This is a genomic window from Shimia aestuarii (assembly GCF_022814865.1).
Taxonomy (GTDB): Bacteria; Pseudomonadota; Alphaproteobacteria; order Rhodobacterales; family Rhodobacteraceae; genus Shimia; species Shimia aestuarii_A.
On sequence record NZ_JAKVRD010000008.1, the window covers coordinates 62,644 to 84,273 of the forward strand.

The window sequence follows — 21,630 nt, forward strand, 5'->3', positions numbered from 1 at the left end:
CAGACCCGAAAATGGCAGTCACCGTTCAACAGCACGCCCAGAAAATCATGGGTCTTATGAACAGCGGTAGTTTCAAGGCTGCGGCCAAGGCGGCCAAAGGGGCGATGAAAGCCTTCCCGCACGAAGCCAATTTCGTCAACCTCGCCGCCTCCGCCATGGCCCAGAGCGGTGATGGGCGCGCGGCGATCACGATGTTCTCCAAGGCGCTCAAGATGCGCCCCGGCGATGTCGAGATACAGAATAACCTGATCCAGGCCCTGATCCAGACCGGCCAGCACGTCAAGGCACAGGAATTGATCGCCAAGCTCTTGCCCAAACGCGCCGATCCGAGCGCGCTTTGGTTCTTCAAAGGCGCGTCACTCTCCCAGAGCGGCGACTCCAAGGGCGCGATCGCGGCGCTGACCAAGGCGATCGAGGCCAACCCGAAACATGCGATGGCCTATAACCTGCGCGGCATTGCCCATGCGACCGAGAACGATGAGCAAAGCGCCATCGCCGATTTCCGCCGCGCGCACGAGTTGAACCCGCGCGATCCCGACCCGCTTGCCAATATCGGCCTGCCTTTGGCGCGCACGGGGGATCCCGACGCCGCGCTTGCAGCGGTCGAAAAGGCGCTCGCGATCAATCCCAACCATGTCAATGCACTGCACCGTCAGGCGATCCTGCTGGCCGAGGAAGGCCGGATCGAAGACGCGATTGCCGCCTATACCTACCTGCTGACCATTGATCCGCTGCACGCCGAAGGCTACGCGGAACTCGCGGCGATGCAATCGCGCGAAGAAAACCGCGCCCTTTTGCCGGACATCCTGACGGCGCAAAAGAAGCTGCCGCCGAGATCGCCCTTTCAGGCCGACCTCAACCGCGCAGTCGGAAATATCCACTTTCAACTCGGCGACTACGGCAAGGCCGCCACGGCTCTGGCCCGGTTCAACGACTGGAACGCCAAGCTGCGCCCCTATGACAGCGGGGCTGAGGCCGCCGAATGTGACCGAATTCTCGCCGCCTTCCCGCTGGGCGCGCCGCTGCCGGCCGGTGGAGACCGCGACACGCCGACCCCCATCTTCGTGCTCGGCCAGCCTCGCTCGGGCACCACGCTGAGCGAGATGATCCTGACCGCACATCCGCAGGTGCAATCCTGTGGCGAATTGGACATGGCACGCCGACTCGTGGCCGCGCTTGAAGAAACCGGCGAGGCCTTTGACCCCGCCGCCTTTGCCGCCGGGTTCCGGGCCGACATGCCGCCGGTTGCGGCACAGGCACGTGCCTTCGTCGACAAAATGCCGCTCAACTATCGCTATATCGGCTATCTCCTCGCCGCCTTCCCCGAGGCGCCGATCCTCCATATTGCCCGCGATCCCCGCGATGTCGCGCTCTCCATGTGGCGGAGTTACTTCCCCGCCGGAGGCATGGCCTTTACCTTTGACCAACGCGCCATGGCCAAGAGCGCCAATACCTACCGCCGCTACATGGCCCATTGGGAGGCGCTCGCGCCCGACCGCATCCTGACGCTCGACTATGGCGAGATCGTCTCCGACCTGCCTGCCACCGCCCGGCGCATGGCCGATTTCTGCGGCCTCGACTGGCATGACGCCATGGCCGCCCCCGAAAAGAACACCGCCGCCGTGCGCACCGCCTCTGTGGTGCAGGTGCGCCAAGGCGTACACAAGCGCTCGCTCGGCGGCTGGCGCCGCATGGAAGACGCGCTTGGCCCCTTCCTGAATGAACTCGACCCGGCCCTTTGGCCGGACCTGACGTGAGAGACCCCAAATGACCCCGCAACAGATCGCAGATAAACTCGCCCAACAGCTACAGACCGGACAGTTCAACGCCGCCGCGAAGCTCGCCAAATCCGCGCATAAGCAATTCCCGCGCGAGCCGCATTTCGCCAATGTCGCGGGCACGGCACTGGCCAACTGCGACAAGGGCCGCGAGGCGCTGCCTTATTTCGTCAAGGCGGTGCAGCTCATGCCCGACCACGAAGAATACCAAAACAACCTCGTGCACGCCTATATCGTCGCCAATCAGCACGACAAAGCGCGCGAGCTTGGCGAACGCTACGCAGCACAACGCAAAAACCCGCTCAAGGTTTATGAACTGCTGTTGTTCTCTGCCAACCTGCGAAGCCAGCGAGACCGGATCATCGACATCGCAACCCGCGCCCTTGATCTGCTCGACGGGCCGGCACGGCTTGGCTTTCTCCTGCCCCGCGCCACGGCCTATGAAGAACTTGGCGCGGCGAAAGAGGCCGAGGCCGATCTCGAGGAAGCCCGCAGCCTCGATCCCGAGAACCCCGCCGTCATCGACACCACCGCGAATTTCTATCTCTCGCAATTCCGCCCGGAAGAGGCGCTCGCACTTGTCGAAACGGCCCTCGAGAAACAGAATGACCTCCCGGCGCTCTACATCACGCAGGCCGCAGCCCTGACCGCTGTGGGCCGCATCGACGATGCCCGCACCGCGCTCTACAAGACGCTGGACCTCGCGCCAAACCACCGTGGCGCCCTGACCCAGCTGGCCGAGATCGAGACCCCCGAGGCCCTTCCCGAACTACGCGAGAAAATCCGCAAGGCGCTGCAATCGACGCCGCGCGGCTTGAACGAATGGTGCCGCCTGATGATGTCGCTTGGAGAAATCGACTTCCGGCTCAAGAATTACTCCGCCGCCGGCAAGTCCTTCGCCAAGGCCCGCGAAGAGCTGGCCTATCTGTTCAAATGGCACCCGGAAAACAGCGAAGGGAACTTCAAGCGCGTGATCGATGCGACGCCGAAAGGCCCGGCGATCCTGCGTCCCGACGCGGCGAAATCGCCGCGCCCGCTCTTCGTCGTGGGCCAACCGCGCTCGGGCACGACCCTGACCGAGATGGTGCTTGCGGCCCATCCGGACGTGGCAAGCTGTGGCGAACTTGGTGCCGCAACAAAAGCCGCTCAGACGTTCCTAAAGGACGACGCGCCAGAATTTGATCCGGCCCGTTTCGAGGAAACCTACCGCGCCAACCTGCCGCCGCATGCGGCTGGCCATGTCGCGCTCGCCGACAAGATGCCGGGCAACTACCGCTATGTCGGGATGATCCTGCACGGCATCCCCGGCGCCCGCATTATCCATCTCGAACGCGATCCGCGCGACGTGGCGCTTTCGATGTGGCGCAAGGTCTTCAAGGCCGAGGGCATGCGCTACACCAACGATCTGGCCCACATGGCGATCGAAGCGAACTTCTACCGCCGCTTCATGAACCACTGGAAAGCGGAATTCCCCGATCAGTTCATGACCATCACCTATGACGGTCTCGTTGGGGATATCGAAGGCACGAGCCGCGCCATGGCTGAATACTGCGGCCTTGAATGGTGCGAGGCGATGATGGAGCCGCAAAAAACCAAATCCACCGTGCGGACCGCCTCGGTCACGCAGGTCCGTGAGGGCGTGCACAAACGCTCTGTCGGCGGCTGGCGCCGCATGGAAGACGCGCTCAAACCTTTCGTCGAAGGGCTCGACCCGGCGCTTTGGCCCGAGCTTGATCTCGAACAGGACTAAACGATGAAAGGGGGCGGCACAGACCGCCCCTTAACGTTTGTATTCCTTGCGCGCGATCTCGATGCGCGCCTCGGTCATCGCCATTTCCTTAAGGATATCCTGTCGCCGCGCCCGGTCGTCGGTCTCGCGCAACTCCTCGCGCAAGCGACTCAACTCGCGCGAAAGCGAGACGAATTCCGGCACCCCGCCCGCTTCTTTCACCAACCGATTCAAAAGCGCATTCTCCGGATCATCCTCCTTCGGCAACGGCTTCCCCGCCCCTTCAAGGTTCTCGAACGCGCCATCGGCCTCCGCCTCGCGGATTTTCTGGTTGATCAGATCAATGAGCGGGTGATCCAAAACGCCGGTCCTTTCCTGCCCAAGTCTTGCTGCAAAGGCCTTAATGTCAAGCCGATGCTTGACCTCGCGCAAGCGCGGGTGCATGTCAACGCCATGCTGATTTTCAAGATTTTCCGTGAACAGGAATGGGCCGACCTGCGCGCCTCAGGCAAGACACAAGGCGCGCCTGTCGATATCGCCGACGGGTTCGTCCATTTCTCCACTGCCGAGCAGGTTGAAGAAACCGCCGCCAAGCATTTCGCAGGCGAGGACGGCCTCTTTCTCCTCGGTCTCGAGACCGACAGGCTCGGGGATGCGCTCAAATGGGAACCCTCGCGCGGTGGCGCGCTCTTTCCCCATCTCTATCGCGACCTAACGCTCGAGGACGTGGCTTGGGCCCAACCCCTGCCGCTCGAGAACGGCACGCATCAATTCCCAGCGGGGCTTGGCACATGACCTTCCTTGAGAAACTGGGCCTGCGCGCCCTGCACTGCATCGATCCCGAGACGGGCCATGGCCTCGCCATCAAGGCGCTTCAGACCGGCCTCGCCCCCGCGCCCGGCACGATCACCACGCCGCGCCTCGCCACAACTTTGGCCGGGATCGACCTGCCAAACCCCATCGGCCTCGCCGCCGGGTTCGACAAGAATGCCACCGCGCTCGACGGGCTTGCCAAGTCGGGCTTCGGCTTTGTCGAAGTCGGTGCCGCGACACCCCGACCCCAGCCCGGCAACCCCAAACCGCGCCTGTTCCGCCTCTCCGAGGACCGTGGCGTCATCAACCGTTTCGGCTTTAACAATGACGGCATGGAGGCCATCGCCGCCCGCCTCGCCAAACGGCCCAAGGGCGCCGTGATCGGCCTCAACCTCGGCGCCAATAAGGACAGCGCCGACCGCGCCAGCGACTTTGCCAAGGTGCTCGCCACCTGCGGCGCCCATCTCGATTTCGCGACGGTCAACGTCTCGTCTCCCAACACCGAGAAGCTCCGCGATCTTCAGGGTAAGGCCGCCCTCTCTGCGCTCCTTGCGGGCGTCATGGAGACTCGCGACGCGCTCGCGCACCCGATCCCTATCTTTCTGAAGATCGCCCCCGATCTCTCCGAGTCCGAGCTCGCCGAGATCGCCGAGGTCGCGCTCGAGGCCAAGCTGGACGCGGTGATCGCCACCAATACGACGCTCGACCGCACCGCGCTCGTCTCGCGCCACAAGGTAGAGACAGGTGGCCTCTCTGGCGCGCCGCTTTTCACAAAATCAACCCGCGTCCTCGCCCGCCTCTCCGCCCTGACCGAAGGCAAGCTGCCCCTCGTCGGCGTCGGCGGAATTTGCAATGCACAGGACGCCTATGACAAAATCTGCGCCGGGGCCTCTGTGGTCCAACTCTATAGCGCGCTGGTCTATCACGGCATGTCTCTCGTTGGCGAGATCGCCGAGGGCCTCGACGCACTTCTTGAACGCGATGGTTTCGCCAACGTGGCCGAGGCCGTCGGCTCCAAACGGGAGGCTTGGCTATGATCACCATCTGGCACAATCCGCGCTGCTCCAAATCGCGCGAGACCCTTGCCCTGATCGAGGACAAGGGCGATGTCTCGGTGCGCAAATACCTCGAGGAAGCGCCGAGCGAGGCGGAAATCCGCGAGGCGCTCGCCCTTCTCGGCCTGAAGCCGATCGATATGATGCGCCCGCGCGAAACCGCCTTCCGCGATATGGGACTGTCCAAGACCGATCCCGACGACATGCTCATCGCCGCCATGGTGCAAGAGCCGAAACTGATCGAACGCCCGATTGTCTTTGCAAATGGCAAGGCGGCGCTTGGCCGTCCGCCCGAGGCCGTGCTCGATCTATTCTAACTCGCTCGGCAACGGCATCAGCTTGGGATCGCGGAACCGCTGCAACCGCCGCGCCGCGTCCATGGCGAATTTCTGCACGATCTTTTTGCGCCGCGCCGGGGCAAGTTTGTCCTCCGGCGCCATGCGAACGATCTCTGCATCATAGGCATCCGCCATGATAAGCCCCGTTTCTTCGGGCAAAAGATCGGTCGGAAAGTCCGTATCCACAGCCCAGAAATAGCGGTCACACCACTCAAGATACCCCTGCCACTTGCTGTCGCTCTGGAAATCCGCCCGGCTCGATTTGCACTCGACAATCCACAACTCGCCCTTCGGCCCAAGCGCCATTACGTCAACCCGCAACCCCCGCACCGGCACGAACTCCTCGACCGCGGCAAAGCCATGGCCGCGCAGGTGGCGCGAGACGCCACGCGCAAGAAGCTGTCCGGGTTGCAGGATCTCTGTCATGGCCTCACCGTGAACAATCCGTGAACAAAATTCAAGCCCTTCCACACTGCGCCCCCTTGTCGTTGCCTCAACAAAGGACTACCTGTGCCAAAGGCGGGTTCTGCCCTTCTCGTGATACGGTTGCATTCCGGTGGCCTTAAGCAATTCCGAGGGAGCTGGCTCTGTTCAGGTCCTGGCCTGATTACCTGGCGCCCACCTGTATAAACAGGTCCTCGGGAATGAGATAACCACACGGCTGCGTTTGCGGGCCCGCCGCTTTCCTCTCTTGCCCTGCTCCGCTAGGCTCGGGGCAAAGACCAAAGGAGCTATCCCATGTTTGCGCGCGACGCCCTGTCCTACGAAGCCGTCCCCCTGCCCAACCGAAGCGATATGAGCGACGCCGAGATGCTTGCCGCGGCCACTGCCTATTTCGATGCGATGAAGACCCGCCACACCGTGCGTGACTTCACAGACCGGCCTGTGCCGCGCGACGTGATCGACACCTGCATCCGGACCGCAGGGCGCGCCCCGTCTGGCGCCAATCATCAGCCATGGCACTTCGTCGCCATTGCCAACCCGGCGCTGAAATCCCGCATCCGCGCCGAGGCCGAGGAAGAAGAACGCCGCTTTTATGATGGCGGCGCCCCCGACGAATGGATCAAGGCGCTTGAACCAATTGGGACCAATGCCGACAAACCCCACCTCGAGATCGCGCCCTGGCTCATCGTGATCTTCGCCCAGAGATATGGCACCTTCGATGACGGCACCCGCTACAAGAACTACTACGTGCCCGAAAGCGTTGGCATTGCCACGGGCTTCCTGATCTCCGCCCTGCATCAAGCTGGCCTGTCTGTCCTGACACATACGCCAAATCCGATGAAGTTTCTTAACGGCGCCCTCGCGCGTCCTGATGCCGAGAAGCCCGTGATGATCCTCGCCGTCGGACACCCTGCCGAAGACGCGGCCATCCCCTCGGTCGCCAAGATCAAGAAACCGCTCGATCAGATCCTGACAGTCTACGAATAACGAAAAAGGCAGGTGCCCATGGCACCTGCCTTTCCTGAAAAACCTGTCACGCGCTTACTTGCGCTTTGACGACGCCTCGACCGGCACGGGGACAAGCCGCGCGGGCATCACCGGGAGGTCATCCCGCTTGCCGCCTCCGGGCGTGTCGTCTTGTGCCATGCGCATGATCGAAATCGCGAACTGCACCCCGGCAAAGACGATACCGTTGAACATGAAGAGCATCACCACGGCCACGAGACCGCCCGAAGTGCCCGACACGAGATGCCAGAGGTTGCCGACGTTGAAATAGAGCAGAAGCCCGACGAAAATCGCCGAGAGGCCAAAACCGGCAAGCACCTGCGTGATATACAAACGGATCAATTTGGGCATGAGAGACTCTCCCTTCTTCCTATAGAAGCTATGCCGTTTCTCGAATATGGCAAGGGGAATCCCACCAAAGCGACATTTTGGGCCAATCTTTGCGTTGCGAGGGGCGGATTTCTTGCATCTCCCCGCACCCGCCCCCTAGGCTCTGCCCAAAAGAGGAGCAGAGACATGCCGGACGCCCGCGCCACCGCCCACCAAACCGCCAGAGACACCGTTGCCGCCCGGATGCCCGAACTGTCACGCTGGACCCGCGATATCTGGGAGTTTGGCGAGACCGCTTGGCGCGAATACAAAAGCGCGGCCTATTACGTCGACCTCCTGCGCCGCGAGGGCTTCACCGTCGAAGAAGGCTCGGCAGGCATGCCAACCGCTTTCTGCGCCACATGGGAAAACGGCGACGGGCCGACCATCGGCGGCTACGCGGAATATGACGGCATCCCCGGCAATTGTCAGGCGGCAGAACCCCGCAAGATGCCCCGCCCCGGTCTCGGGCCCCATGCGGGCGGCCATACCGATCCCCATTCCGCCCTTGGCATGGGGGCGCTTGGCGGCTTCCTCGCCACCAAGGCCGCGATGCAGGCACATGACATCCCCGGTCGGCTCAAGTTCTTTGGCGAACCCGCCGAGAAGGTGCGCGGTTCCAAGCCGATCCACGCCGCCGCCGGATATTACGACGATCTCGACGCCGCCCTGTCGTTCCATCCCTTCTACATGGCCCCGCTCTGCAACACCGTGCGCTGGGATACCCATTGCGGCGTCGGCTATGGCGTCATCTACGAATTCACCTGCGAGGAACCTGAGACATGGATGGCAGGCGGCGATGCCTCTCCCATCCCGGCAAGCAATGCCGCCGCCCGCGCCCCCGGCGCAACGGACGCCATGGTGCAGATGTATCAATCCGCCAAAGCCTTGCGCGAACACATCATGGCGCCGGGCCAAAGCTGGTCGATGAACGAAACCATCCTCAGTCACGGACAGGCCACCGCCGACAATATCCCGGCCCAGATCGCCGAGATCATGTATTTCATCCGCATTTCCGAAGTCTCGGAGGCCGAGCATATCATCCGCGGCCTCGATCACTTCGCCGAGGCCGCTGCCCGGCTTTGTCATTGCTCTTGGCGTCGTCGCTGGGTCGCCAAGTCGCGACCGGGCCTGCCCAACCACGCGCTCGCCGCCGCAACCTATGCCAATCTCGAAACGGTCGGCGCGCCGCGATGGGGCGCGGAGGCCCGCAGCTTCGCCCGCGCGATCCAGACCGAGCTTGGCCTTGAGGCGATGGAGGATCCCTTTCTGCCGATGATATCCGAGCTGATGCCCCCCAAGGAGGCAGAAGCCGCCCTGCGCGACATCCTCCCGCCCTCGCAGCGCCATTTCACCTCGGATGACTATACCGAGTATTGTTGGCACGCCCCGACCGTGCGGCTCTATATCGGTCGCCCCGCCCTTTCCGCGCCCGAAGGCTACACCTATCCCGCATGGGCGATGAACGCGATGGGGGGACATGGGCCTTGCATCGACCCGATGATGGAGACAGCGGCACAGGTGCTCGCCCTGACGGCGCTTGATTGCCTCACCAATCCGGCACTTCTCGAAGAGGCACAGGCCGAGTTCAAAGCCCGCACCGGCGGCGGAATCGGCGGCACTGACTGGCTCGCCCCGCTCTGCGACTACACTCCACCCCTCGACGCCCGCTGGCCGGAATACATTACGACCGCACGCGGCGAAGATTGGGTCATCCCGACCCGTGCTTAGACTGATCTAGAGCGTTCTGTATGGGCAAGGTCTTCTAGAAGACGTTGCCTTTCTCAGAAGTCTTCCGGCTTCGCTTCGCGCGCCATGTGGTCGAGGACGGCATTGACGAATTGCCGCTCCTTGCCACCGGGATAGAACGCCTCGGCAAGCGCCACATACTCCGCGATCACAACCTTGGCCGGTGCGTCCCCATGCGTGACTTCGGCCCCTGCCGCCCGAAACAACGCGCGCAGCGTCGAGTCGATCCGCGCGATCGGCCATTTCGCCACAAGCGCCCGGTCCGTCATCTGGTCGATCTGCGCCTGATAGTTCACCGCATCCTCAAGCGTGCGCGTGAAAAGGTCCACATCGCCCTCGAGCATATCGTACTCATCAAACTGTTCGCCAAAGCGATGGTCCAGAAATTCAAGGCGGACCTTGTCCACGGTCTGCCCGCGAAGCTCCATCTGGTAGAGCGCCTGCACGGCATAGAGCCGGGCCGCGGATTTCATCTTGCGTTTCTGGTTGCCGGAAAGGGTCATGCGGTCGGGTTGTCCTTGAGTTCACCAGCGATCTTGAATTCCTCGGAGGCCGGCATGAATCCGACGCCCTTGCGCTGGCCGCCCCACTTACGCGTGAGCGCGATAAGATGCAAGGCCGCCGCAGCCGCCCCACCGCCCTTATTCTGATCTTTCGGATCGGCGCGCACTTCGGCCTGCGTGCGGTTCTCGACCGTGAGGATTCCGTTGCCGATGCAAAGCCCCTGAAGCCCCAAAAGCTGGATCGCCCGGCTCGAATCATTGCAGACCGTCTCGTAATGCGTCGTCTCGCCACGAATGACACAGCCAAGCGCCACGTAACCATCGAAATTGCTCATCCGTTCGGCAATCCCGATCGCCGTCGGAATCTCAAGCGCGCCGGGCACTTCGACAACCTCGTAAGTGCCGCCCGCCGCCTCGATCTCGGCCGTGGCCCCTGCGAGCATGTTGTCGGCGATATCCTTGTAATAGGGAGAGATCACGATGGCGAGCTTGACTGGTTTGTCAAACTCCGGGCGGGGAAGGATATAGTGCTTTTCTGCGCCGGCCATGGGCTCACTCCTTGGAAATCGGGCGGGTGCCCACAATGGACAGCCCGTAGGCGTCGATACCGAGATATTGCGTCCGGGGCGAGTCGGTCAGAAGGACCAAATCGCTCATCCCCAGCGACGACAGGATTTGCGAGCCAAGCCCGGTGTGCTTGACGATCCGGGGGCGGTCATCCTCTTCGCCGAAATCGAGCTTGGGATGCGGTTCGCGGAACAATAGCACCGCACCGCGCCCTTCCTCGGCCACGATCTCCATCGCGCGGGCAAACTCGTCGCGCGGCTTTGCCCCGATGCCGAGCACATCCTGCAATTCATTGAGCGCATGGGTCCGCACCAAGACCGGCTCCGGCGTCGTCACATCGCCCTTGATAAGCGCAATATGTTCGATGCCGTGGATCACGTCGGTAAAGACCCGCATCTCCCAATCACCGCCAACATCCGCGGTCACTGTCTCGCGTCGCGTCTCGCGCACGAGGTTGTCGTGCTGGTGACGATAGGCGATCAGGTCTGAAATCGTGCCGATCTTGAGTCCGTGCACCTTGGCGAACGCCACGAGCTCCGGCAGGCGCGACATGGTGCCATCGTCATTCATAATCTCGCAAATGACCGCCGACGGGTTCAGCCCCGCCAGCCGCGAAATGTCGACCGACGCCTCCGTGTGCCCGGCCCGCACCAACACCCCGCCATTGCGCGCGCGCAGCGGAAAGACGTGCCCCGGTGTCGCGATCGCCGCCATGGTGTTCTGCTCGTTGATCGCGGTGGCCACGGTCAGCGCCCGATCCCCCGCCGAAATCCCTGTGGTCACGCCCTCTCGCGCCTCGATGGAGACGGTAAAGGCGGTTTCCATCCGGCTCGAATTGTTGACCGCCATCATCGGCAGGCCAAGCCGCTCAATCCGCTCGGCCGTCATCGGCAAACAGATCAGCCCCCGCCCATGCGTCGCCATAAAGTTGATCGCATCCGCATCTGCAAACTCCGCCGGGATGATGAGGTCTCCCTCATTCTCGCGGTCCTCGTGATCGACAAGGATATACATGCGGCCCTGCCGCGCATCCTCGATGATCTCCTCAATCGGGCTGATCGCATCGCGCAGCGATTCTTCCACGGGGCCGGGTGTCTCGAATGTCATGGGCTCTCTCTCGTCTACTCAAGCGCGGAAATACCGCAAGCAAGCCCCCTTGGCCAGAGGCGCAACCGGCATGGCCGGGCCGAACCCGACATTTGAGATGCACAATTGTCGCCCCTCGCCCACGGCTGAACATTCTACTTGGACCAATCCCGGCTCTGACCGCGGCCGTTCCCCACCTCAAGCAAGGTCATCCGCAATCCGCGTCACTGCGTAATCTAGGAACGCGCGGAGTTTCTGCGGCACCATCGCGCGCGGTTCATAGAGAAGATGTACCGGCCAGGGTTCCGGTTCAAAGCCTTGCAAGAGCGGCACCAACCTCCCCGCCTTGATCGCATCAGCCGCCTGATAGGAGAGAACCCGCGTGACCCCAAGACCGCGCACCGCGGCATCAATCGCCGCCTCCGCCGTATTCACCACAAGGCGGGAGTGCACCGGCACGATGATCTCTTCGCGCCCATCACCAAAACGCCAATCCTGTGGCGACATCAGGTTTTGAAATGTGATCGCGTCATGCTGTGCAAGATCGTGTGGCGTCTCGGGCGTGCCGCGTTCTGCAAGATAGGCTGGGCTTGCACAGACGATGCGGCAAATCTCGCCCACCTTGCGCGCGATCAAATCACTATCGGGCAAGGGTCCGATCCGCACCGCAAGATCAAGATGCTCTTCTCGCAGGTTGACCGGACGATCCGTCAGCTCCAGACGAATATCGACCTCTCGAAACATCCGCAGGAAAGCCGTAACCGTGGGTAAGACATGCAACCTTCCAAAGACGACCGGCGCCGTCATCGTAAGCATCCCACGTGGCATCTTGAATTCACCTGACGCATTGCGCTCGGCCTCGGCCACGTCCTCAAGAATGCGTCGACAAGCGGCGAGATAGGTCTGGCCCGTATCCGTCAACGAAAGACCACGCGGCGACCGCAGCAACAGCTCCGCACCAAGCGAGGTCTCTAGCTCGGCCACCCGACGGCTGACCGTGGCGATGGGCATTCGCAGTGCCCGCGCCCCGGCTGTCAGGCTGCCTGCATCCACAACTTGCGCAAAAATCGACATGGTTTCGAGTCGGTCGGTCACTGATCTTTCCAAAAAATGAGAACTATCATCCCAGATTTACCGTCTACTCCTGCTTTTTGGAACCCTCTAAGTCTCGTCTCATCGCAAGCAAAAGGAGCTTCCACATGTCCCGCATCACCTACCCTGCGACGATCACCGCCGCCCCCGAAGCGTCTCAGCCGCTGTTGCAGGCCGTCGAGACACAGCTTGGCTCGGTGCCCAACCTGTTCCGCCTCGCCTCTGTCAGCCCCGCCGCCCTCGAAGGCTACCTCGGCCTTTCCGGCGCTCTCGGCAAAGGCCGCCTCCCGGCCGCCACCCGTGAACGGGTTGCCCTCGCCGTGGCTCAGGAAAACGGCTGCAACTACTGCCTCTCGGCGCATACCTACCTCGGCAAGAACCTCGCCAAGCTCGACGACGCCGAAATCGCCGCAAACCGTCTTGGCCGTTCGAACGACGCCAAAGCCGACGCTGCCGTGCGCTTTGCCGTAAGCGTGCTGAACGCACGCGGCCGTATCGCTGACGAAGACCTGAAGGCAGTGCGCGCGGCGGGCTATGACGATGGCCAGGTGATCGAGATCGTGCAGCATGTCGCGCTGAACATCTGGACCAACTACCTCAACGAACTTGCCCAGACCGAGATCGACTTCCCCGCGGTCCAAGCTGGCGATCTCGCCGCTTGACCTTGGTGTGGTGGCCGGGCTCGTCCCCCGTCCGGCCGCCCACCTGAACGCCCGAGACCCTTGAAAGGACCACCCCATGTCCCGCCCGCCGTTGCCGCCCTTCACCGAAGACACCGCCCGCGAAAAGGTACGTCTTGCCGAGGACGGCTGGAACGCCCGCGATCCGGCCAAAGTCACGCTCGCCTATTCCGTCGACAGCCGCTGGCGGAACCGTGCCGAATTTCCCGTCGGCCGTGCCGAGATCGAAGCCTTCCTGACCCGCAAATGGACACGCGAGCTGGACTACCGCCTGATCAAGGAGCTCTGGGCCTTCTCCGACAATCGCATCGCCGTGCGCTATGCCTATGAATACCACGACGACAGCGGCCAATGGTTCCGCGCCTATGGCAACGAGAACTGGGCCTTTGCCTCCGATGGTTTGATGACCGAGCGTCATGCAAGCATCAACGAACGCCCCATTTCCGAAGACGAACGCCTGTTCCACTGGCCCCTCGGGCGTCGGCCCGACACCCATCCAGGCCTGAGCGAGCTCGGGCTCTAACAAAGGAAGGACCGTCCCATGAACCCGCATTTTCCCTGCAATGCCGAACCGATCCGGCTCTATCGCAATCCCAAGTCCGGGCATTGCCACCGGGTCGAGCTGATGATGTCACTGCTTGGCGTGCCCTATGAGACCTATGATCTCGATATGGCCAACGGTGCCCACAAGTCGCCCGCCTTCCTCCGTTTCAGCCCCTTCGGCCAAGTGCCCGCAATCAATGACAACGGCACCATTTTGGCAGATTCAAACGCCATTCTCGTGTATCTGGTGCGCAATTATCCGGACGGGCACCGCTGGCTTCCGGATACGGCGCAGCACGGCGCCGAGGTGCAACGCTGGCTTTCGGTCGCCGCAGGCGAGATCGCTTCCGGTCCCGCAATCGCCCGACTGGTGTCCGTCTTTGGTGCCAAGTTGGATCAGGAGGCAGCCCAAGCCAAGGCACATCGCCTGCTTCGCGTCATGGAGGACACCCTCAAGACCCGTAGTTTCCTCACCGGCCGCGCCATCACCATCGCCGATATCGCCTGCTATAGCTACATCGCACACGCCCCCGAGGGCGGTGTGAGCCTGCGAGCCTACCTCGCGGTGCGCGCATGGCTCTCGCGTATCGAAGCCTTGCCGGGGTTCGTTGCCATGGAACCCTCGCGCGTCCCTGAAGACGTCGCCTGAACAAGGCCCATCACCATGACTGAGACCCCGTATGTGTTTCACGCCGGTGAGCGCGCCGTGCAGGACCGCGCAGGCATCAGCGCAGAGTGGCGCAGCCGCGCCGCCCGCGCCATCCGCCCCGAGATGCTGCCACAACACCAAGCGTTCTTTGAAAACCTGCCTCTGGTCTTTCTCGGACTGAAGGACGGGTTCGGGCGGCCTTGGGCGACGGTGCATCTCCTCCCCACCCGTGCGCGTGCCTCCGAAACAACCCTCACGCTCCCCGGCCTTCCGGTTCTCGCCGAGCAACTGGGCCTTGATCTGTGCCCCGGTGCCAAGGTGGCCACCCTTGGGCTAGAGTTCGAGACCCGACGCCGCAACCGCATGAACGGTGCCATCGCAAGCGCCACGAAAAGCGGCCTGACGGTTGCCGTCGAGCAGAGCTTTGGCAATTGCCCCAAATACATTCACCCGCGCGCGATCAACCTCCCCGCAAGATCAGGCCCAAGCGCGCTGGGAGAGCGTGTCACGATCGACGACCCGACCACCCACGCCATCATCTCCGCCGCAGATACATTCTTCATCGCCACGAGCGGTGACGGCGGCGCCGATGTGTCCCATCGCGGCGGCACGCCCGGCGTGTTGCAGATTGGCAAAGACGGCACGCTGTCATTCCCCGACTTCGCGGGCAACCGGTTCTTCAATACGCTTGGCAATATCGAAACCACGGGCCGCGCCGGGCTCTTCATCCCCGATTTCACAACCGGAGATGCGGTGCTTCTGACCGGCCACGCCCGCATCGACTGGGCGCCCGAGCGGGCCGCCCGGATCGACGGTGCCGAACGGGTCATCGATCTCCACCCCGCCGCGATCTGGCGGGTGAGCGGCGTCCTCTAGAAGGTCGCCCTCAACGCCTAAAAAATGGGCGTTAGTCGTAAAAGCGCGCCAAATTGCGCAGGCCGCTCGCTGCAACGCCGCATCGACCCTTGCCGAACACATACTGGCGCGCCATTCGACCTATGATGGATACGAAACTCACAGTCGTCGTAGTCGAAGAAAACCGCGATCGCGCGATCGCGGTGGTCGATGCCTTGAAAGACAGTGTCGACTGCGACGTCTTTGTGATCTCCGAAGCCAGCGGCCTTGGGCGCAGGATCGCGGCGCACGCGCCGGATATCGTTCTGATCGACATCGACAACCCAACGCGCGATATGCTCGAGGAATTGACCCTCGCCTCTGGCCCGCTCGAGCGCCCGGTGGCGATGTTCGTTTCGGGTGCGGCTGGCGGCTTGGCACAAACCGCAATCGAGGCGGGCGTTTCGGCCTATGTCGTCGATGGTCTTTCACCGGAACGCATCAAACCCGTCATGGATACCGCAATTGCGCGGTTCCGCATGGTGCGCCAGATGCGCAGCGAACTCGCCGAGACACGGCGCGCCCTTGAAGAGCGCAAGGTGATCGACCGCGCCAAGGGCCTCCTGATGAAAGCCAAGGGCATTGACGAAGACGCCGCCTACGCGCTCTTGCGCAAGACGGCGATGGATCAAGGCCGCCGCGTGCCCGACGTAGCCGAGGCGCTGGTGACTGCATCGGGGCTTCTGGGATGAAGACGGTCAATATCTCCGTGGCCTTCATGCCCCTCGTGGATGCGGCCCCCCTGATCGTCGCACAGGAGATGGGATTCGCCGAAACCGAAGGCATATCGCTGGACCTGATCGCCGCGCCCTCCTGGTCTTCTGTGCGCGATATGCTGGCCTTCGGGCGCGTCGACGCGGCGCATTTGCTCTCGCCTGTCCCGGTGGCCATGGCTCTGGGGCTTGGCGGTGTCTCGACGCCGATCTCGGCGGTGTCGATCCTGTCGGCCAATGGCAATGTGCTCGGTGTCGGGCGCGCGCTGGAAGACACGCTCCGCGCATCCGGGTACGATTTTGACTTCAAGGATCCGGTCAAGGCCGCCGCCGCTCTGGCCGCCGCACATGACGGACCGATTACCTTTGGCGTGCCTTTCCCCTTTTCCATGCATGTCGAACTCCTGCGCTATTGGGGGGCCCGCACCGCGCTTGGCGAAGATGGCATCGAGATCCGGACCGTACCGCCACCACTTATGGCCGAAGCTTTGGCCGCGGGCGATATTGACGCCTTATGCGTTGGCGAACCCTGGGGTTCGGTCGCTGTCGACCGGGGGCTTGGCGCGCTTTTGCTTCCGGGCAAGGCGATCTGGGAATTTGCGCCCGAAAAGGTGCTCGCCGTGCGCACCGATTGGGCCGAGACCGAGCCCGACCTTCTGGGACGCCTGATGCGGGCGGTCTGGCGCGCGGGCCGCTGGCTCAGCAGTCCCGAAAGCCGCAGCACCGCCGGGGAAATTCTCTCGCGCAAAGCCTATCTGGATGTGCCTGCCGAACTCATTGACCGGGCTCTGTCCGGCGAGCTCACGGTGACAAGCAGCGGCGCCCAGCGCACAGTCGACCACTTTGTCGAATTCCATACCGGCGCCGCCACCTTCCCCTGGCGCAGTCAGGCCAAGTGGATCGCCCAGCAATTGCAACAGCGCCACGGCACCAATGGCGCGGTCTCCACCTCCCAAGCTGCACATGTCTTCCGCAGCGACCTGCACCGCAGTCACCTCGCCTCAACCGGGGCCGATCTGCCCGGCGCATCCGAGAAACTCGAAGGCGCGATTCGTCATGCAACCGCGGTTGCGTCCATGAAAGGGGACATCAGTCTCCTGCCAGACGCCTTCTTTGACGGCCAAATTTTCGACCCCAGCGAAGGCAATTGATGCTTTTTTAGGCATTTTTCGCGATCCCCCGCTCCAAAAGACCCGTTTTCCCACACGTTTCACGATCTTTGCTTTGTGAGATTGCTGCACTGCGGAATGATGAACTCATCAGCCCACAACGGGGTGAGCTGATCAGAATTCTCCCATCGACAGGGATTTCATGAGCAAGGCCGCTCGCGCACCGCTGTTTCTCAGCGGCATGTGCAGTGGCCTTTTTTGCATTTGCCCGGCCCTCCTCCCCTCCGGGCGCATCGAAAGGAAAGACGATGAAAAAGCTTCTCCTTGGGCTTGCCGCCTCAACCGCATTGGTAAGCCCCGCATTCGCCGAAATGCTGGAACTCGAAAAAGACGAGCTGACATTTGGCTTCATCAAATTGACCGATATGGCGCCGCTGGCCGTCGCCTATGAACAAGGCTATTTCCTCGACGAAGGTCTTTTCGTCACGCTGGAAGCACAGGCCAACTGGAAAGTGCTTCTCGATGGCGTCATCGACGGACAGCTCGACGGCGCACATATGCTCGCCGGTCAGCCGCTCGCCGCCACCATCGGCTTTGGCACCGAAGCGCATATCATCACACCCTTCTCCATGGACCTGAACGGCAACGGGATCACCGTCTCCAATGCGGTCTGGGAAAAAATGCTGCCGCATATCCCCAAGATGGATGACGGTCGCCCACAACACCCGATTAGCGCGTCGGCGCTTGCCCCGGTCGTGGAAGAGTACAAGGCCGAAGGCAAACCCTTCAACATGGGCATGGTGTTCCCGGTCTCGACCCACAACTACGAACTGCGCTATTGGCTCGCCGCCGGTGGTCTGCACCCGGGCTATTACAGCGAACAGAACATCTCCGGCCAGATCGACGCCGATGTGTTCCTCTCCGTCACCCCGCCGCCGCAAATGCCCGCCACGCTCGAGGCCGGTACGATTCACGGCTATTGCGTGGGTGAGCCTTGGAACCAACAGGCGGTGTTCAAAGGCATCGGCGTTCCGGTCATCACCGACTACCAACTCTGGAAGAACAACCCCGAGAAGGTCTTCGGCATCACCGCCGAGTTCGCCGAGCAGAACCCGAACACCACGCTGGCTCTGACCAAGGCATTGATCCGCGCCGCCCAATGGCTCGATGAGAATGACAACGCCAACCGCCCCGAGGCCGTCCGAATTCTCTCCCGCCCGGAATATGTCGGCGCAGATTACGAAGTCATCGCCAACTCCATGACCGGGTTCTTCGAATTCGAGAAAGGCGACAAGCGTGACATCCCCGATTTCAACGTCTTCTTCCGCCACAACGCGACCTATCCGTTCTATTCGGATGCTGTCTGGTACCTGACGCAGATGCGCCGCTGGGGGCAGATCTCCGAGCCCAAACCCGATAGCTGGTATGACGAGATCGCCAAGTCGGTCTACAAGCCCGAGATCTATCTCGAAGCGGCCCGGATGCTGGTCGACGAAGGTCTCGCCAACGAGGCAGACTTCCCTTGGGAAAGCGATGGCTACAAGGCGCCGACACCTGCCGCGGACATCATTGACGCCATCCCCTACGACGGCCGCACCCCCAACGCCTATCTCGAAAGCCTGCCGATCGGCCTCAAGGGCGAACAGCGCGTCGTTGGCACCGCTGTCAAAGGCTGACCAAAGCGGGGCGCCCGCGCGCAACTCTCAAAGCGCAGGGCGTCCCGACATCAGAAATCAAGGAACCTCCCCATGACAACCGTCGACCCAGATTTCGCAAGTTCCGAGGCAAAAGAGGCCCGCCGGGCCCGCCTCTTTACCCGCATCAACGCCGCCGACAAATGGTTTCAGGTGCTTGGCCTGAGCTGGATGACCCCTGTCCTCAAGGCCATCGCCGGTGACAACCCCCAGGCCCAGGCCAAGGAAATCTGGCGTCTCCTCGCCGTGCCGCTTCTGGCGATCGCCGCCTTCCTGCTGCTTTGGGGCACTTTGGCGCCCAAGGTGCAAACATCGCTCGGGGCCGTGCCCGGACCTACGCAAGTCTGGCAGGAAGCCGTCACCTTGCATGAGGACTCGCGTGCCAAGGCCGAGAAACGCGCCGCATTCCAGGCCAAGGTCGATCAACTCAACGAACGCCTGATCGCAAGCGGACGCGAACCCAAAGAACGCGCCTATACCGGCGCTCCAAGCTACTATCAGCAGATCTGGACCTCGATCCAGACGGTGTTCTTTGGCTTCCTGCTGGCCACAGTCGTGGCGGTTCCGCTCGGCATCTTGGCAGGCCTCTCCCCCACGGCGAATGCAGGCCTCAACCCGCTGATCCAGATTTTCAAACCAGTGTCGCCGCTGGCTTGGCTGCCCATCGTGACCATGATCGTCTCGGCCCTTGCCGCCACAGAAGGCGGTCTCTTCGCCAAGAGCTTCATCATCTCTGCCGTCACCGTGACGCTTTGCTCGCTCTGGCCGACCCTGATCAATACCGCTCTGGGCGTGGCGAGCATCGACAAGGATTTGGTGAACGTCTCCAAAGTTTTGAAAATGAACACATGGACCAAGATTACCAAGCTTGTCCTGCCCTCTGCCCTGCCCCTGATCTTTACCGGTCTGCGTCTCTCTCTGGGCGTCGGCTGGATGGTCCTGATCGCGGCGGAAATGCTCGCGCAGAACCCCGGTCTTGGAAAATTCGTCTGGGATGAATTCCAGAACGGCTCAAGCTCCAGCCTCGCCAAGATCATGGTCGCCGTCTTCACCATCGGCATCATCGGCTTCCTGCTGGATCGGGTGATGTACGCGCTGCAATCCCTCTTCACTTTCTCGAACAATCGGTGAGCGCTATGAGCATTCTGACCTTCGACAACGTCAGCAAGTCCTTCGGTGAAGGCACGCACAAGACCGACGTGCTCAAAGGGATCAACCTCGAGGTGAAAGAGGGCGAATTCCTAGTGATCCTCGGCTTCTCCGGGACGGGCAAGACGACGCTGATCAACCTGATGGCCGGGCTTGAGACGCCCACCAAGGGCACTGTCTCTTTCAAGGGCGCACCGATTACCGGCCCTGGCCCCGAACGTGGCGTGATCTTTCAGAACTATTCTCTCATGCCGTGGCTCACGGTCGGCGGGAACGTCAGCCTTGCGCTCGATACGGTCTTCCCCGGCCTCAGCAAGGCCGAGAAAGCCGAGAAGGTGGCCCACTATGTCGATATGGTCGGCCTGAGCCACGCCATGAGCCGCCGCCCGGCAGAACTTTCGGGCGGCATGCGTCAGCGGGTGAACGTCGCCCGCGCCCTCGCCATGAGCCCGGAAATGCTGCTTCTGGATGAACCTCTCTCGGCGCTCGACGCACTGACGCGGGCCAATCTCGCCGACGAGATCGAACATATCTGGGAGGCGGACAAGAAAACCTGCGTGCTGATCACCAACGATGTGGACGAGGCGATCATTCTCGCCGACCGGATCATCGCGCTAAACCCCGACGGAAGCTTGGGGGCTGAGTTCAAGGTCACCATCCCGCGCCCGCGGGACCGCAGCGCCATGAACCACGACGAAAGCTTCAAACGTCTGCGCGCCCAGGTGACGACCTACCTGATGGATGTGGGGGTCGAGGCCAAGGTCGAAGGCAGCCGCGAGTTGCCCGACGTGACCCCGATCCACGGCGTCCCAACCGCCGTGCAAGATGCGCAAAAGGGTCTGATCGACTCGCGCTTCCTCGATTTCTCGCAACTCTACAAAGTCTATCCGACCCCTAAGGGCCCCCTGACCGTGGTCGAGGATTTCGACCTCAAGATCGACCGGGGCGAATTCATCTCGCTGATCGGGCATTCGGGCTGCGGCAAGTCCACGGTGCTGACCATGGCGGCGGGGCTGAACGACATCTCCAAAGGCGCGATCAAGCTGGACGGGCGTCACGTCGAAGGCGCCGATCCCGAGCGCGCCGTGGTGTTCCAGTCGCCGAACCTGTTTCCATGGCTCACAGCGCGGGAGAACGTGGCGATCGGGGTGGACAAGGTCTATCCCAAGGCCTCACAGGCCGAACGACAAGACGTGGTGGAATACTACCTCGAACGCGTCGGTCTGGCCGATGCGATGCACAAGCCCGCCACCGACCTCTCGAACGGCATGAAACAACGGGTCGGCATCGCCCGCGCCTTTGCCTTGTCACCCAAGCTCTTGCTTCTCGATGAACCCTTCGGAATGCTCGATAGCCTGACCCGCTGGGAGCTTCAGGAAGTCCTGATGGAAGTCTGGAGCCGCACCAAAGTGACCGCGATCTGCGTCACCCATGACGTGGACGAAGCGATCCTCCTCGCTGATCGCGTGGTGATGATGACCAACGGACCACAGGCCACCATTGGCAAGATCACCAAGGTCGATCTACCGCGCCCACGCACCCGCAAGGCCCTCCTCGAGCACCCGGACTACTACGCCTACCGGCAAGAGGTGCTCGATTTCCTTGAAGAATACGAGCACGGCGCAAAGCCCAAATCCCCGGCCCCAAAGGCCATAGCGGCGGAGTGAACCC

General features: G+C 62.3%; 23 protein-coding genes. 16 read left to right on the plus strand and 7 right to left on the minus strand.

Translation table 11 applies throughout. The features are described from left to right. The first annotated feature begins 11 nt into the window (after window positions 1-11). Both MK745_RS10045 and MK745_RS10050 read left to right on the plus strand, forming a co-directional pair. Window positions 12-1,757, plus strand: coding sequence for a tetratricopeptide repeat-containing sulfotransferase family protein (locus MK745_RS10045; RefSeq protein WP_243613160.1), 1,746 nt, complete (start codon window positions 12-14; stop codon window positions 1,755-1,757). 10 nt (window positions 1,758-1,767) lie between these two features. Then, window positions 1,768-3,528, plus strand: coding sequence for a tetratricopeptide repeat-containing sulfotransferase family protein (locus tag MK745_RS10050; protein ID WP_243613161.1), 1,761 nt, complete (start codon window positions 1,768-1,770; stop codon window positions 3,526-3,528). A 30-nt stretch (window positions 3,529-3,558) separates the two neighbouring features. Here MK745_RS10050 and MK745_RS10055 read toward each other — a convergent pair whose 3' ends face one another. Further along, a complete protein-coding gene (locus tag MK745_RS10055; RefSeq protein WP_243613162.1) occupies window positions 3,559-3,867 on the minus strand; it encodes a DUF1992 domain-containing protein in 309 nt (102 codons plus the stop codon). 93 nt (window positions 3,868-3,960) lie between these two features. On the opposite strand from MK745_RS10055, the gene MK745_RS10060 reads away from it, so the two are divergent. From MK745_RS10060 to arsC, 3 genes are read left to right on the plus strand one after another with little or no spacing between them, the layout of a single operon-like run. Then, entirely contained in the window at window positions 3,961-4,302 is a 342-nt protein-coding gene (locus tag MK745_RS10060; RefSeq protein ID WP_243613267.1) for a DUF952 domain-containing protein, read from the plus strand. Continuing rightward, entirely contained in the window at window positions 4,299-5,357 is a 1,059-nt protein-coding gene (locus MK745_RS10065) for a quinone-dependent dihydroorotate dehydrogenase (protein WP_243613163.1), read from the plus strand. Before MK745_RS10060 ends, MK745_RS10065 begins: the two co-directional genes overlap by 4 nt. Next, complete coding sequence (gene arsC / locus MK745_RS10070) at window positions 5,354-5,692, plus strand: arsenate reductase (glutaredoxin) (protein ID WP_243613164.1); 339 nt, start codon at window positions 5,354-5,356, stop codon at window positions 5,690-5,692. Before MK745_RS10065 ends, arsC begins: the two co-directional genes overlap by 4 nt. Here arsC and MK745_RS10075 read toward each other — a convergent pair. Continuing rightward, window positions 5,684-6,139: an MmcB family DNA repair protein gene (locus tag MK745_RS10075; protein WP_243613165.1), complete on the minus strand. Its 456-nt coding sequence runs from the start codon at window positions 6,137-6,139 to the stop codon at window positions 5,684-5,686. The genes arsC and MK745_RS10075 overlap by 9 nt on opposite strands. Before the next feature lie 312 nt (window positions 6,140-6,451). On the opposite strand from MK745_RS10075, the gene MK745_RS10080 reads away from it, so the two are divergent. Then, window positions 6,452-7,144: a nitroreductase family protein gene (locus MK745_RS10080; RefSeq protein ID WP_243613166.1), complete on the plus strand. Its 693-nt coding sequence runs from the start codon at window positions 6,452-6,454 to the stop codon at window positions 7,142-7,144. Between the two features lie 54 nt (window positions 7,145-7,198). Here the strand turns inward: MK745_RS10080 and MK745_RS10085 are convergent, their stop codons facing one another. Further along, entirely contained in the window at window positions 7,199-7,513 is a 315-nt protein-coding gene (locus MK745_RS10085) for a hypothetical protein (protein ID WP_243613167.1), read from the minus strand. A 165-nt stretch (window positions 7,514-7,678) separates the two neighbouring features. On the opposite strand from MK745_RS10085, the gene MK745_RS10090 reads away from it, so the two are divergent. Next, complete coding sequence (locus MK745_RS10090; protein ID WP_243613168.1) at window positions 7,679-9,262, plus strand: amidohydrolase; 1,584 nt, start codon at window positions 7,679-7,681, stop codon at window positions 9,260-9,262. A gap of 53 nt (window positions 9,263-9,315) precedes the next feature. Here the strand turns inward: MK745_RS10090 and nusB are convergent, their stop codons facing one another. From nusB to MK745_RS10110, 4 genes are all read right to left on the minus strand, one after another. Continuing rightward, on the minus strand, window positions 9,316-9,783 hold the full coding sequence (nusB, locus tag MK745_RS10095) for a transcription antitermination factor NusB (protein ID WP_243613169.1): 468 nt from the start codon (window positions 9,781-9,783) through the stop codon (window positions 9,316-9,318). Next, window positions 9,780-10,331 carry a 6,7-dimethyl-8-ribityllumazine synthase gene (locus tag MK745_RS10100; protein WP_243613170.1) on the minus strand — a complete coding sequence of 184 codons (552 nt, stop codon included), beginning with the start codon at window positions 10,329-10,331 and terminating at the stop codon, window positions 9,780-9,782. The genes nusB and MK745_RS10100 overlap by 4 nt, the downstream gene beginning before the upstream one ends. 4 nt (window positions 10,332-10,335) lie before the next feature. Beyond that, window positions 10,336-11,457, minus strand: coding sequence for a 3,4-dihydroxy-2-butanone-4-phosphate synthase (gene ribB / locus MK745_RS10105; RefSeq protein WP_243613171.1), 1,122 nt, complete (start codon window positions 11,455-11,457; stop codon window positions 10,336-10,338). Between the two features lie 177 nt (window positions 11,458-11,634). Beyond that, window positions 11,635-12,531: a LysR family transcriptional regulator gene (locus MK745_RS10110; protein ID WP_243613172.1), complete on the minus strand. Its 897-nt coding sequence runs from the start codon at window positions 12,529-12,531 to the stop codon at window positions 11,635-11,637. Window positions 12,532-12,635: 104 nt separating this feature from the next. Between MK745_RS10110 and MK745_RS10115 the strand changes: the two genes are divergently transcribed. The 9 genes from MK745_RS10115 to MK745_RS10155 all read left to right on the plus strand — a co-directional run bounded on the left by MK745_RS10115 (window position 12,636) and on the right by MK745_RS10155 (window position 21,626). Continuing rightward, complete coding sequence (locus MK745_RS10115; protein WP_243613173.1) at window positions 12,636-13,190, plus strand: carboxymuconolactone decarboxylase family protein; 555 nt, start codon at window positions 12,636-12,638, stop codon at window positions 13,188-13,190. Between the two features lie 76 nt (window positions 13,191-13,266). Continuing rightward, window positions 13,267-13,731, plus strand: coding sequence for a DUF1348 family protein (locus MK745_RS10120; RefSeq protein WP_243613174.1), 465 nt, complete (start codon window positions 13,267-13,269; stop codon window positions 13,729-13,731). 18 nt (window positions 13,732-13,749) lie between these two features. After that, window positions 13,750-14,400: a glutathione S-transferase family protein gene (locus MK745_RS10125; protein ID WP_243613175.1), complete on the plus strand. Its 651-nt coding sequence runs from the start codon at window positions 13,750-13,752 to the stop codon at window positions 14,398-14,400. 15 nt (window positions 14,401-14,415) lie between these two features. Beyond that, window positions 14,416-15,276 (plus strand): pyridoxamine 5'-phosphate oxidase family protein, encoded by an 861-nt coding sequence (locus MK745_RS10130; protein WP_243613176.1) that lies wholly within the window; start codon window positions 14,416-14,418, stop codon window positions 15,274-15,276. 125 nt (window positions 15,277-15,401) lie between these two features. Continuing rightward, complete coding sequence (locus MK745_RS10135; protein ID WP_243613177.1) at window positions 15,402-15,986, plus strand: ANTAR domain-containing response regulator; 585 nt, start codon at window positions 15,402-15,404, stop codon at window positions 15,984-15,986. Next, window positions 15,983-17,158: an ABC transporter substrate-binding protein gene (locus MK745_RS10140; RefSeq protein WP_243613178.1), complete on the plus strand. Its 1,176-nt coding sequence runs from the start codon at window positions 15,983-15,985 to the stop codon at window positions 17,156-17,158. Before MK745_RS10135 ends, MK745_RS10140 begins: the two co-directional genes overlap by 4 nt. A 266-nt stretch (window positions 17,159-17,424) precedes the next feature. Then, window positions 17,425-18,792: a CmpA/NrtA family ABC transporter substrate-binding protein gene (locus tag MK745_RS10145; RefSeq protein WP_243613179.1), complete on the plus strand. Its 1,368-nt coding sequence runs from the start codon at window positions 17,425-17,427 to the stop codon at window positions 18,790-18,792. Window positions 18,793-18,864: 72 nt separating this feature from the next. Continuing rightward, the gene (locus MK745_RS10150) at window positions 18,865-19,941 is read left to right on the plus strand and encodes an ABC transporter permease (RefSeq protein ID WP_243613180.1); all 1,077 of its coding nucleotides are present in this window, start codon (window positions 18,865-18,867) and stop codon (window positions 19,939-19,941) included. A gap of 5 nt (window positions 19,942-19,946) precedes the next feature. Beyond that, complete coding sequence (locus MK745_RS10155) at window positions 19,947-21,626, plus strand: ABC transporter ATP-binding protein (protein WP_243613181.1); 1,680 nt, start codon at window positions 19,947-19,949, stop codon at window positions 21,624-21,626. Window positions 21,627-21,630: the final 4 nt, after the last annotated feature.